Genomic DNA, 11795 nt, shown 5'->3' on the forward strand with positions numbered 1-11795 from the left:
GAGGCTCATCACAGGCCGCTCATCACAGGCCGAAGCGGAAGCCGTAACCAAGCCCAAGCGTGAACTGCATCCGCCGCCCGCGCTCGCGCACCAGCGGGGAATCGCCGGGTTCGCCGCCGAGCCGATCGAGGCCGCTGAACAGCGTCAGCACGCTGCGCCGATCGAGCGGGTGGACGACCGAGCTGCCGACGCCGAACGATAAGAGCCCGCCACCCGGCCGATAGGGCGCCAGGCCGGAACGCTGCGACTGCGCCGGATCGATCCCGAAATACGTGCGCATGTAATCCGCGCTGGCGATTGTCGCGCGCGGGCCGAAGCTGATGCTCGTGCGGCCGAGGCGTGCCTGATAGGCGATCGAGCCATCGATCAGTACACCTTCATGCCCGCCAAAGCCGCGTCGTGCCTCCAGGCGGCCGCGCCACGGACCGACGCGCTTTTCGGCAAAGGCGCCGACTTCGGCCGCCGCGCTCACGTCGCCAAGGCCCAGCAGGGCGTCGCTGCCGCCGGTGATGAGGAAGGGCGATCCGCCGCGTTCCTCGTCGCGACCGAAGCGAATCTTGGCCAGCGGGCCGGCGCGCCAGCCGTCGCCGTTGATCGCATTCCAGCCCAGCCCCTCGGGGATCGAGGCGAAGATCACGTCCTTGTAGTTGAAGCGGAGGTCCGGGAAGAGCGACAGCGCCGTGTCGCGCGAGCCCTGCCAGACGGGGCTGAGCACCGGGGCGACGCCGATCGTTATGCTCCAGCCGTCGGCGCCGGGCAGGGCAGGCGGCCGGCCGGGGGGTGGGCCGCCCGGCGGCGTGTTCAGCGGCGGCGCCTCGACGATGGGCGGTGTCTGCACCGGCGCCTGGGCCTGAACGACCGCGGGAAGAGCAAAGGCGGTGGCGCCAAGGGCAAGCGCCGCGGCGGCGGGGAATGAGCGCATCAGCAATCCTCTCGCTGGCCGAGCGCCCGCGCCGGTAAGCAGGCGGTACGAACGGCCTCGGTAAGTTGTGCGCAAACTAAATGATCGCGATGCAAAGACAATGGCTTATCCACCGCCGGGCCGGGTCAGGCGGCAGCATGGCTATAGCGACAGGGTCATGAAGCGGTTGTGCGGGCTTTCGGGATAGCCGCCGAAGGGCGGGCCATCGGTAAAGCCGGCGGCCTCGTACAGGCGGTTGGCGGCGTCGAACATCGGCGCGGTGCCGGTTTCCAGGCTGACGCGTGTGTACCCACGGGTGCGGGCGAGCGTGATCAGGTGCGTCAGCAGCGTGCGCGCAACGCCGCGACGCAGGTGGACCGGCGCGGTCCGCATCGACTTGATCTCGCCATGATCGCTGGCCAGCGCGCGCAGGGCGGCAATGCCGAGCAGATCCTCGCCCTCCCACAATCCCCAGAAGCTGATGTCGGGATGACGCAGGCCGTCGACGTTCATCGCATGGGCGTTTTCCGACGGCGTCGAGGCGTGCGCCTCCGCCTGATGATGCGCCACCAGCGCGAGGACGCGCGGATCGTCCAGCCCGCCCTCGCGCAACTCCATCATCGCCCGGCGATCATTTCGTCCAGCACCTCGAGGCACGCCACGCCGAGGCGTGCCGACCGCTCGGGCGACCAGGCGAACTCGGGATCGGGGTTGGCGTCGTGATCCTTGAAGGGCATTTCCAGCGTGATGCTGACCGCGCCGAACCGCTCGGCGAGCTGGTTGGTGGACATCGAGAGATTGGCGCGGCCGGCCTGGGCGCGCTCATAGCCAAGCTCGGTCTGGAAATCGGGCGTGTGCGCCGCCAGGCGCCGGCCGAATTCGCCGAAGGCATCACCCTGTTCGGGCTTGAGCGACGGAATGCCTTCGAACCCGGCGATGAAATTGGCGGCGATCGCTTCGTCGCCGTGCACGTCCATCGCGAAATCGACGCCCGTTTCGTCCATCGCGGCGAGGACATGATAGACCTCCGGGCTGCGCTCCAGCGTCGGGGTGTGCCATTCGCGGTTGAGGTTCACCCCGGCTGCATTGGTGCGCAGATGGCCGCGGTGCGTGCCGTCCGGGTTCATGTTGGGCACGACATGCACCGTCGCAGCCGACAGCAGCCGCGCCGCCGCCGGGCTGGTCAGCCAGTCGAGCGCGCCGTCCATCCAATATTCGGCCATCGATTCGCCGGGATGCTGGCGGGCATAGACCCAGACCTGCGTCTTGCCGGTGCCGAGGCGGAAATAGTCGATTGCCTGGCCGTCCAGCGTGACGCCCAGCTCGCGATGGGTGACGCCGGGCCGCGCGGCGATGCGCGCGACCAGATCGGCGTGCCGTTCCATCGTGTAGGGCGCGAAATACGCGAACCAGACGACCTGCGCGTCGCCGGTCCAGTCGAATTCAAGCACGCCATCGGCATAGCGCGTGTCGACCGTGCGCCACGCCTGCCGATCGGTCGAGGCGCGCGCGCGGTAACCGGGCCAGCCGAACGGATAGGCGGAGCCGCCCGCGTTCAGGATGCGGAACGTCAGGCGGCGCCCGGCCGCTCCGGCGACGCGGAAATAGAACCACTGGTAGAAATCGGACTCGGCGTCGCGGACGATCTCCAGATCGACACGATCGCCTTGAATCCCGACGAGACGAATGTTGCCGCTGTCGAAGGCGGCGTTGATGCTGAGGGTCATGGCACCTCGATAGTGCGCCCGCTGTCGCCGGGAAAGCCGGAGAAGAGCGCGCGGGCCAGCCGGGCGGCAATCGCCGGGGTGTCGGCATCAGGGGAGGCGAGGTCGGTCAGCGACTGGGCCTGCCCCTCCCACACGGCATCGGGGCCGCGGCGGATACGTACCGACAATTCGGTCACCACGCCTTCGCGCGCGCCGCTGCCGCCGACCGGGAAGCTGACCCCGCCGCCAAGGCCGACGCCGCCGCCGCGCCCGCCGCTGATGCCGCCGCCCCCCAGCCCGATCGAGACCGGCGAGCGGCGCGGGGGCAGCATGCCCGGAGCGCGGCTGAACGACACCGTGGCAAGGAATTGCGGCGTCTGGCCGGGGGGCGGGGCGGTGAAGCCGAGGCGCAGCAATTCGGTCTGCACCGCGGCGGCATAGGTCTTGTACTCGATGCTGGCGGTGCCGCTGCCGGTCAGCGGCTCGACCGCGATCGTGCCGCGATCGGTCATGGCGTCGAAATGATAGCGCGTGGCCTGGACCGGAAAGCGAGTCGGCCCGGTGGCACAGCCGGAGAGGGCCGCGGCGAGCCCCGCGGCGATCATGATCTTGCGCATTTGCGTTCTCCCCACTGTCGTTACGCTGCTACAACGCATCGCGTGATCTCCGGCTCCGGCTTGACTTGCAAGGGGCCAGGCACTAGGCGGCCACGCTTTCCAGACACGCCCATTTATAGAAGCGAATCCGCCATGAAGATCCGCAACAGCCTGAAGTCGCTCAAGGACCGCCACCGCGACAACCGCGTCATCCGTCGTCGCGGCCGGACCTATGTCATCAACAAGACGAATCGCCGCTTCAAGGCCCGCCAGGGCTGATTCGAATGCGGCCGATTGCCGTTGTCTTCGACATCGGCAACGTCCTGTACGATTGGGACCCCAAGGTCCTCTACCGGCGCCTCATCACCGATGATGAGGCGCTGGACGTATTTCTGCGTGATGTCTGCTCCAAGGAGTGGCATTTCCAGCATGACGCCGGCCGCCCGTTTGCCGAGACGTCTGCGGAGCTGTGCGCGCAATTCCCGGATCATGCCGATCTGATCGCGCAATGGGGACCGCGCTTTTCGGAGCAGATCCCCGGGCCGATCGACGGCATGCCGGGACTGGTCGCCGCGCTGGACGAAGCGGGCGTGCCGCTGTTCGCGATCACCAATTTCAGCGACGAATTCTTCGCGCCCTTCCGTGAACGGGAGGCGGCGATGTTCGACCGGTTCCGCGACATCGTCGTATCCGGCACGGAGAAGCTGGTGAAGCCCGACCCGGCGATCTACCATCTGGCGCTGAATCGGTTCGGGCTGAAGCCGGACGAGGCGTTGTTCGTTGACGACCGACAGGACAATGTCGATGCCGCGGCGGCCGTCGGGATGCATGGCGTGCTGTTTACCGACACCGCGACGCTGCGCGCCGAACTGAAGCGCCAGGGGCTGCTTCCCTAGTCACGCCGCGATCGCCAAGTGCTGGTAACCGGCGCGCCGCCTGCGCGCCGGCTCCGGTCATTTGTGGCTGTGCAGTTCGTCGCCGATGATGCTGACGACGTGAAGCACGTTGGTGGCGCCCGGTGTGCGGAACGGAACGCCGGCCATGATGATGACCCGGTCGCCCGCGGCAGCAAGGCCGTGGCGCAATGCCATCCGCTTCGACTTGGCCACCATCTCCTCGAACGAATCGACGTCGCGCGTGTGGACGGCATGGGCGCCCCACAACATGCCCAGGCGACGCGCGGTTTCCATCTGCGGAGTCAGCACCAGCAGCGGGATCGACGGCCGCTCTCGCGCCACGCGGCGGGCGGTGGAGCCGGAGGTGGTGAAGCAGATGATCGCCTTTGCCGACACCGTGGTGGCGATGTTCTTGGCCGCTTCCGCCAGGGCGTCCGCAGTGGTCGGATCGGGGCGGGTTTCGGTGAAGCGCACCCGATCGCCATGCATGGGATCGCGTTCGACGGACGTGCCGATGGCATCCATCATCGCCACCGATTCGACCGGCCAGTCACCCGCGGCGCTTTCCGCCGACAGCATGATCGCATCCGCGCCGTCGTACACCGCGGTTGCGACGTCCGAGACCTCGGCGCGGGTCGGGGAGGGCGACTTGATCATCGATTCCAGCATCTGCGTCGCGACCACCACCGGGCGACCGAGCCGGCGGGCGGTCTCGACGATTCGCTTCTGAAGCGGCGGAACGGCCTGGGGCGGCAGTTCGACGCCGAGGTCACCGCGCGCGACCATCACACCGTCGCACAGCTCGACAATCTCCTCCAGCCGGTCGATCGCGGCGGGCTTTTCGATCTTGGCCATCAACGCGGCCTTGCCGCCGATCAGCTTGCGCGCCTCGGCCAGATCCTCCGGCCGCTGCACGAACGACAGCGCGATCCAGTCGACGTGCTGGTCAATCGCGAAGGCGAGGTCGGATCGGTCCTTGTCGGTCAGCGCCGCCATCGGCAGCACCACGTCGGGTACATTCAGCCCCTTGTTGTTGCTGAGCGTGCCGCCGACCTCGACATTGGTGATGATCCGGTCCGCCTCGTGATCGATGACACGCAGGACAAGCTTTCCGTCATCGAGGAGCAGGCGCGCGCCCGGTTCGACGGCGGCAAAGATTTCCCGGTGCGGCAGTTCGACGCGGGACGCGTCGCCCGGCGTGGGATCGCGGTCGAGCACGAAGGTGGCGCCATGCGCCAGTTCGACACGGCCGGCGGCGAAGCGGCCGACGCGCAGCTTGGGACCCTGCAGGTCGGCAAGGATCGTCGTGGGGCGGCCATAGCGTTTCTCCAGCGCGCGGATCGCCTGGATCACCTCCACCTTGGATGCCTGGTCCCCGTGGCTCATGTTGACGCGAAAGGCGTCGGCACCCGCGAGGAACAGCTTCGCAATCATGTCGGGCGTGTTGCTCGCCGGGCCGAGCGTCGCGAGCACGCGGACCTGCCGGCTGCGACGAATGATCGATCGTGTCATGTAAACGGTTACTCCGCTTTGCCGCGCGATGCCCTAGCCCTTATCTCGTCGCGATCAACTGTGGAGAAGACAATGGACCCGATCGACACGATCGACGATGCCGCCGCCGCTGCCGCATTCCGCCGGCTGGTACGCCATCTGCGGCATCGGAGCGATGCGCAGAATGTCGAGCTGATGGGGCTGGCCGGTTTCTGCCGCAATTGCCTGTCCGACTGGGTCGGCGAGGCGGGCGGGCTGCCGAAGGAGGAAGCGCGCACCGCAATCTACGGCATGCCCTATGCGCAGTGGAAGGCCGAGCATCAGCAGGAGGCGACCCCCGAACAGTTGCGCCGCATGGAAGAAAGCGTCGCGAAGAACGCCTGACGGGCGGTTTGCGCAACTTTCCTGCCTTTGCGCGCTTGTCGGGCACGGGTTGTTTCTTCTACCGCCGGCGGCGTCAAACAATGCGCCGCGCGTGAAGCGGCGCCGAGGGGGGTAGGGGAACGATGAAGAAGATGATCGCGACCGCGTTGCTGGCGGCCGTCAGCGTGCCGGCCATGGCGCAGACCGCGCCGGCACCCGCGGCCGCCCCCGCGGTGACCTATATCCACGCCGGCGCTTTGCTCGACCGGCCGGGCCAGGCGCCGCGCGGCAACAGCACGATCATCGTGCGCGATGGCAAGATCGTCGAGGTGCGTGACGGCTTCGTCCCGCCGGAGGGTGGCGCGAAGCTGGTGGCGCTGAACGACAAGTTCGTGCTGCCGGGGTTGATCGACCTTCACGTCCACCTGATCGGCATCGGCGGCGATCCGCTGCGCGCGCGCCTGACCGCGCTCAATACCGAAGGCGCCGACGACGTGCTGTATGGCGCGGGTAACGCCAAGGCGACGCTGAACGCCGGTTTCACCACCGTTCGCGACCTCGGCGGTGAGCCGCGCAGCATTCGTGCGCTGCGCGATGCGGTGGATCGCGGCGACGTGGTCGGCCCGACGATCGTTAATGCGGGTACCGCGATCTCGGTCACCGGCGGGCATGGCGATCCGCTCAATGGGCTGGCCGAACCGTTCGCCCATGCGGTGAAAGAGACGGTTGAGAATACCTGTGACGGGCCGTCGGATTGCGTACGCGCGACGCGGCGGCAGATCGGGCTCGGCGCGCAGGTGATCAAGATCACTGCGACCGGCGGCGTCCTCTCCAACGTGTCGGGCGGGCTTGGCCGCGCCTTCACGCCGGAGGAAATGAAGGCGATCGTCGACACGGCGCACAATCTGGGCCGCAAGGTGGCGGCGCACAGCCATGCCGCCGAGGGTACCAAGGCGGCGCTGGCGGCGGGCGTCGACTCGATCGAGCACGGCAGCTTCATCGACGACGAGGCGATCGCCGCGTTCAAGAAGACGGGCGCTTATCTGGTTCCGACCGAGATCGCCCCGGTTGCTGCCGTGGCGCAGGCGCGTGCCGGTGCACTGCCGCCCGCGACCATTCCCAAGGCCGAGGCCGCTGCTGCCGCGATGCAGGAAAGCCACCGCCGCGCGTACAAGGCGGGCGTGAAGTTTGCCTTCGGCACCGACAGCGGCGTCTCCAAACATGGCGACAATGCGCAGGAATTCGCCTTGCTGGTGGAAAAGGTCGGCATGACCCCCGCCGACGCGATCCGCAGCGCGACCGTCGCGGCGGCCGAAGTGCTGGGTCAGGGCAATGTGATCGGCACGATCGAACCGGGCAAGCAGGCCGATATCATCGCCGTCGACGCATCGCCGCTGTCCGATGTGCGCCAGCTGGAGCGTGTCCGCTTCGTCATGCGCAAGGGGGCAGTCGCCAAGCCGCTCGCCGACTGAAGTTCGCCGATTTCGATTTGATTGGGGCGGCGGCATCCCATAGGAGCCGCCGCCGCAACCGATAGTCCGGCAATTGCGCCGCCGCCCCACCCGCGATTCGCGCGTGAAGCGGCGGTGCTTCACTTATGGGGTTTTCAAGATGGCTGAAGAACGCGGCGAGGGCATGGGCGGCGGTCAGGTGGCGGCGGACGAGCTGCGCCTGCTGATTGAGCGCGCCGAGCGGCTCGAAGAAGAGAAAAAGGGCATCGCCGACGACATCAAGGACGTGTTCGCCGAGGCGAAGAGCCGCGGATACGACCCCAAGGCGATCAAGAAGATCATGTCGATCCGCAAGAAGAAGCGCGAGGAATATCAGGAAGAGGAAATGATCCTCGAGACGTACATGCAGGCGCTCGGCATGCTCTGAGCCGCACGGCTCGTGAACGTCACAAAAATTAAGCTGAGGCGGCCGGCATGAAGACCATCATTCTTGTCCTGTCGCTTCTGCTGCCTGCCGCAGCGGCACCGGCCGTTGACCCTGCGGCGGGCTTTTGCGCCCGCATGGCGGCGCAGCATGGGATGAAGCTGGCCAGCCAGCCGAACGGCAAGCCCGCCTATGAGGCGCGTGCGCTGAAGGGCTTGGGCGTGGCGCTGTTCGGCGGGTCGACGATGGTCGGCATGCAGCTGAGCCCGCCCGACGACCCCGCTGCAATCGGCGACCCTGCGCGCTTCGCCGATGCGTGCAAGCTGAGCGCGGGGCGAGTGGCCTGCAGGATCAGCGGCCCGTCGAGATTCGAGATGACGGTGGGCGAGCATGCCGCCACCACCGACGCGGCGCCTGGTGAGCAGGCCGAAGTCAGCATGGCCAAGAACCGCATCCGCTGCGAGGAACGCTGACCGCCCCCCGAACGAAGGCTAGGCAGCCTCCGCCGGCGCCGTCGTCCAGCCGAGCCGCGCGATCGTGATCGATCGCTTGCCCGACAGATCGGTGCGGGTGACGATGAGGTCGCGGCTTTCGATATAGCCCATCAGCCGCCGCACGCGGCCGAGCGATGATGTGCCGTACGTCTCCGCCAAGGCGGCATCGCTGGGGCAGGGCGCGCCCTCACGCGCCGCCTTGGCGACAAGCAGGAATGGCCCGACCATCTCGTCCTGCAGCGTGCCGGCGAGCGCGATCACCTCCGCCCATTCGGGATCGGCGATGTCGAAGATGCCGGCGCGCGCGCACGACAGGCGACGGGAGAAATCGCCCAGGTCGATGCCCGATCGCGACAGGCCCTGCATCCGGCAGCGGACCTGGAAATCCTGGAACAAGACCGACGCCGGGCGGCCCGCGGCATCGGCATCCTCGACGATCGCGCGCAGCACATCGGCGATGATCGCCGCGACTTCCTCCTCGCTGCGCTCCGGCTCGGGCGGCAGCGGGGCGGGGCGCGCCATGTCGGCGATGATCTCCTCCGCCGGCACGCGGCGCGGGCGGGCCTCGAACGCCATCGGCAGCTGGGGGGCTGCCTCCGGCTCGGGTTCGGCGAAGATCAGCTCCTGCAGGTCCGCCGGCGGGGCGGAGGGGAGCGGTGTCAGCTTAGGGCTGCCGCTGCGCGCGCTGGTCTCCACCGCACCGATCTTCACCGTCTTGGGACGGCGGCAGACCGCGGGGCCGAGCGCGAGGAACGTGCCGCGCGGCAGGTCGCGGATCGATTCGGCCTGGCGGCGCTCCATGCCGAGCAGGTCGGCGGCGCGCGCCATGTCGATATCGAGGAAGGTGCGGCCCATCAGGAAGTTCGACGCTTCGGCCGCGACGTTCTTGGCCAGCTTTGCGAGTCGCTGGGTCGCGATAACCCCGGCGAGGCCGCGCTTTCGGCCGCGGCACATGAGGTTGGTCATCGCCGAGAGTGACGCGCGGCGCACCTCCTCCGCCACTTCGCCGCCGGTGGTGGGGGCGAACAGCTGCGCCTCGTCCACCACGACCAGCGCGGGGTACCAATGTTCGCGCGGGGCATCGAACATCGCCGACAGGAACGTGGCGGCGCAGCGCATCTGCCCCTCCGCCTCCAGCCCCTCAAGGCTGAGCACGACGGAGGCGCGATGTTCGCGCAGGCGCCCGGCGATTCGCGCAATCTCCCGCTCGGCATAGTCCGCCGCCTCGATCACGACATGGCCATAAGCGGGGCCAAGCGTCACGAAATCGCCCTCCGGGTCGATCACCACCTGCTGCACCTGCCCGGCCGACCGCTCCAGCAGGCGGCGCAGCAGGTGCGACTTTCCGGACCCGGAATTGCCCTGAACAAGCAATCGGGTGGCCAGCAATTCCTCTAGGTCGATCAGGACCGGCGCGCCCGAGGCATCGGCGCCCATGTCCACCGCTATCGTCATGCGATGCGTTTGGCCGAAACCGGCCCCGGGGGGCAAGGGTTTGCGTGCATTGCGGATATCGTGGAGGTTCGCCGGGCAGCTAGCCGGGAGCAGATCATGCACGGGCATCGAGCGGATATCGAGGAACTGGCCCACCATCTGCTGGGCAAGCCGGTGGAGGCGCTGGACGAGGAAGAGCAGCGAGTCCTGGCAGCGATCGCGTCTGGCACCATCGGCGTACGCGATGCATCCGACGTGGCCGAGGAGCAGGCGACATTTGGCGAGCGGCTGGCCGACCGGGTCGCCGAGATCGGCGGATCCTGGGCGTTTATCGGCGCCTTCACCGCCGTCCTGCTTGGCTGGATGGTGCTCAACAGCAATGTGCTGGGGCGGATGGGGCTGGTGTTCGATCCCTATCCCTACATCTTCCTCAATCTGATGCTGTCGACGCTCGCGGCGGTGCAGGCGCCGATCATCATGATGAGCCAGAACCGGCAGGCGGCGAAGGACCGGCTGACCGCCGCCCTGGATTACGAGACGAACCTTCGCGCGGAGCTCGAAATCCTGCGCCTCCATCGCAAGATGGACCAGGATGTGATCGCCCGGCTGACCCGGCTCGAGGCACTGATCGAACGGAATTGCACCGGCCGATGAGCAGAGCGGCTTGAGCAGGGCGCCCAACCTTCGCTAGAGGCGCGCACATGGCAGGTCATTCCAAGTTCAAGAACATCATGCACCGCAAGGGTGCACAGGATAAGAAGCGTTCGGGCATGTTCTCGAAGCTTTCCCGCGAAATCACCGTCGCGGCAAAGATGGGACTGCCGGATCCGGATATGAATCCACGCCTGCGCGCCGCGGTGAACGCCGCCAAGGCGCAGTCGATGCCCAAGGACAATATCCAGCGGGCGATCGACAAGGCGAGCCGCAGCGACGCGGAGAATTACGAAGAAATCCGTTACGAGGGCTTCGGTCCCGGCGGCGTCAGCCTGATCATCGAGGCACTGAGCGACAACCGCAACCGCACCGCCACCAACGTACGCACCGCGGTGAGCAAGAACGGCGGCAACCTTGGCGCGTCGGGCTCCGTCAGCCATGGTTTCGACCGCATGGGCCTGATCAACTATCCGGCAAGCGCGGGCGACGCGGACAAGGTGTTCGAGGCCGCGCTGGAAGCGGGCGCGGAGGACGTGACGTCGAGCGAGGACGGCCACGAGATCTGGACCGCGCAGGGCGACCTTCACGAAGTTGTCAAGGCGCTCGAGCCGGTGCTGGGTGAAGCGGAGAGCGCGAAGCTCGCGTGGCGGCCGCAAACGATGGTGTCGGTGGACGAGAATGACGCGGCGACGCTGTTCAAGCTGATCGACGCGCTCGACGATGATGACGACGTCCAGCAGGTGTGGGGCAATTACGAAGTGTCCGACGAGGTGATGGCGAAGCTGGGCTGATGGCCCGGCGATGATCATCCTCGGCCTCGACCCCGGCCTCGGCACCACCGGCTGGGGGGTGATCGCGGCGGAAGGGAACCGGCTGCGGCACGTTGCCAACGGGCAGATCCGCACCGACCCCTCCATGCCGCTGCCGCGCCGGCTGGCGAACCTCTATGCCGCGCTGATCGACGTCATCCGCACGGAGCGGCCGGACAGCGCGGCGGCGGAAGAAGTGCTGGGCAACACCAATGCCCAATCGACGCTGAAGCTGGGGCAGGCGCGCGGCGTGGTGCTGCTTGCCGCAGCCGGCGCGGGGCTCGACATCGGTGAATATCACCCGTCCACGGTCAAAAAGGCGGTGGTCGGCACCGGCGGCGCGGAAAAGCGCCAGATCCAGGCTATGATCGGGGTGTTGCTGCCCGGCGCGAAAGTCGCGGGCCCGGACGCCGCCGACGCGCTGGCGGTGGCGATCTGCCACGCGCACCATCGCGCGAGCGCGGCAGGGATGATGCGGCGGCTGCAAACCGGCGGCTGACACCTTCGCATTGCGAGCGCCGGGAGTTGGCCCGTCGTCGCCGAGGCGCTACGGTTCGGGCGACATGACGGACCAGC

The 11795-nt window shown here is 67.8% G+C and carries 15 protein-coding genes; 9 read left to right on the forward strand and 6 right to left on the reverse strand.

Features of this window, described 5'->3' with window-relative positions:
- Positions 1–22 precede the first annotated feature (22 nt).
- The 4 genes from L8F96_RS10435 to L8F96_RS10450 all read right to left on the reverse strand — a co-directional run bounded on the left by L8F96_RS10435 (position 23) and on the right by L8F96_RS10450 (position 3224).
- A complete protein-coding gene (locus L8F96_RS10435; protein ID WP_334655959.1) occupies positions 23–922 on the reverse strand; it encodes a MipA/OmpV family protein in 900 nt (299 codons plus the stop codon).
- Positions 923–1063: 141 nt separating this feature from the next.
- On the reverse strand, positions 1064–1522 hold the full coding sequence (locus tag L8F96_RS10440) for a GNAT family N-acetyltransferase (RefSeq protein WP_052742518.1): 459 nt from the start codon (positions 1520–1522) through the stop codon (positions 1064–1066).
- Positions 1519–2628, reverse strand: a complete 1110-nt coding sequence (locus tag L8F96_RS10445; RefSeq protein WP_334655960.1) for a M14 family metallopeptidase — start codon at positions 2626–2628, stop codon at positions 1519–1521. The genes L8F96_RS10440 and L8F96_RS10445 overlap by 4 nt, the downstream gene beginning before the upstream one ends.
- Entirely contained in the window at positions 2625–3224 is a 600-nt protein-coding gene (locus L8F96_RS10450; RefSeq protein WP_046409045.1) for a DUF4136 domain-containing protein, read from the reverse strand. The genes L8F96_RS10445 and L8F96_RS10450 overlap by 4 nt, the downstream gene beginning before the upstream one ends.
- 132 nt (positions 3225–3356) lie before the next feature.
- Here L8F96_RS10450 and ykgO point away from each other — a divergent pair, with 132 nt between their 5' ends.
- Both ykgO and L8F96_RS10460 read left to right on the forward strand, forming a co-directional pair.
- A complete protein-coding gene (gene ykgO, locus L8F96_RS10455) occupies positions 3357–3482 on the forward strand; it encodes a type B 50S ribosomal protein L36 (protein WP_003046794.1) in 126 nt (41 codons plus the stop codon).
- A gap of 5 nt (positions 3483–3487) precedes the next feature.
- The gene (locus tag L8F96_RS10460) at positions 3488–4099 is read left to right on the forward strand and encodes an HAD family hydrolase (protein ID WP_314472420.1); all 612 of its coding nucleotides are present in this window, start codon (positions 3488–3490) and stop codon (positions 4097–4099) included.
- 57 nt (positions 4100–4156) lie between these two features.
- Here L8F96_RS10460 and pyk read toward each other — a convergent pair whose 3' ends face one another.
- On the reverse strand, positions 4157–5611 hold the full coding sequence (pyk, locus tag L8F96_RS10465; protein ID WP_145120626.1) for a pyruvate kinase: 1455 nt from the start codon (positions 5609–5611) through the stop codon (positions 4157–4159).
- 72 nt (positions 5612–5683) lie between these two features.
- On the opposite strand from pyk, the gene L8F96_RS10470 reads away from it, so the two are divergent.
- From L8F96_RS10470 to L8F96_RS10485, 4 genes are all read left to right on the forward strand, one after another.
- A complete protein-coding gene (locus L8F96_RS10470; protein WP_145120625.1) occupies positions 5684–5974 on the forward strand; it encodes a DUF1244 domain-containing protein in 291 nt (96 codons plus the stop codon).
- 122 nt (positions 5975–6096) lie between these two features.
- Complete coding sequence (locus L8F96_RS10475; RefSeq protein ID WP_145120624.1) at positions 6097–7425, forward strand: metal-dependent hydrolase family protein; 1329 nt, start codon at positions 6097–6099, stop codon at positions 7423–7425.
- A gap of 139 nt (positions 7426–7564) precedes the next feature.
- Positions 7565–7831, forward strand: a complete 267-nt coding sequence (locus tag L8F96_RS10480; RefSeq protein ID WP_125945112.1) for a DUF2312 domain-containing protein — start codon at positions 7565–7567, stop codon at positions 7829–7831.
- Between the two features lie 47 nt (positions 7832–7878).
- Positions 7879–8301, forward strand: coding sequence for a hypothetical protein (locus L8F96_RS10485; protein ID WP_046409050.1), 423 nt, complete (start codon positions 7879–7881; stop codon positions 8299–8301).
- 18 nt (positions 8302–8319) lie between these two features.
- On the opposite strand, the gene L8F96_RS10490 is transcribed toward L8F96_RS10485, so the two are convergent.
- A complete protein-coding gene (locus L8F96_RS10490) occupies positions 8320–9777 on the reverse strand; it encodes an AAA family ATPase (protein ID WP_046409140.1) in 1458 nt (485 codons plus the stop codon).
- Between the two features lie 96 nt (positions 9778–9873).
- Between L8F96_RS10490 and L8F96_RS10495 the strand changes: the two genes are divergently transcribed.
- Genes L8F96_RS10495 through ruvC form a run of 3 tightly spaced genes read left to right on the forward strand, consistent with a single transcriptional unit; the run spans position 9874 to position 11718 of the window.
- Positions 9874–10410 carry a DUF1003 domain-containing protein gene (locus L8F96_RS10495; protein WP_334655961.1) on the forward strand — a complete coding sequence of 179 codons (537 nt, stop codon included), beginning with the start codon at positions 9874–9876 and terminating at the stop codon, positions 10408–10410.
- Positions 10411–10457: 47 nt separating this feature from the next.
- A complete protein-coding gene (locus L8F96_RS10500; RefSeq protein ID WP_046409052.1) occupies positions 10458–11201 on the forward strand; it encodes a YebC/PmpR family DNA-binding transcriptional regulator in 744 nt (247 codons plus the stop codon).
- Between the two features lie 10 nt (positions 11202–11211).
- Positions 11212–11718 carry a crossover junction endodeoxyribonuclease RuvC gene (gene ruvC, locus L8F96_RS10505; protein ID WP_125945116.1) on the forward strand — a complete coding sequence of 169 codons (507 nt, stop codon included), beginning with the start codon at positions 11212–11214 and terminating at the stop codon, positions 11716–11718.
- Positions 11719–11795: the final 77 nt, after the last annotated feature.

This window comes from Sphingomonas panaciterrae, from assembly GCF_036890205.1.
In the GTDB taxonomy this organism is placed as follows: Bacteria; Pseudomonadota; Alphaproteobacteria; order Sphingomonadales; family Sphingomonadaceae; genus Sphingomonas; species Sphingomonas panaciterrae.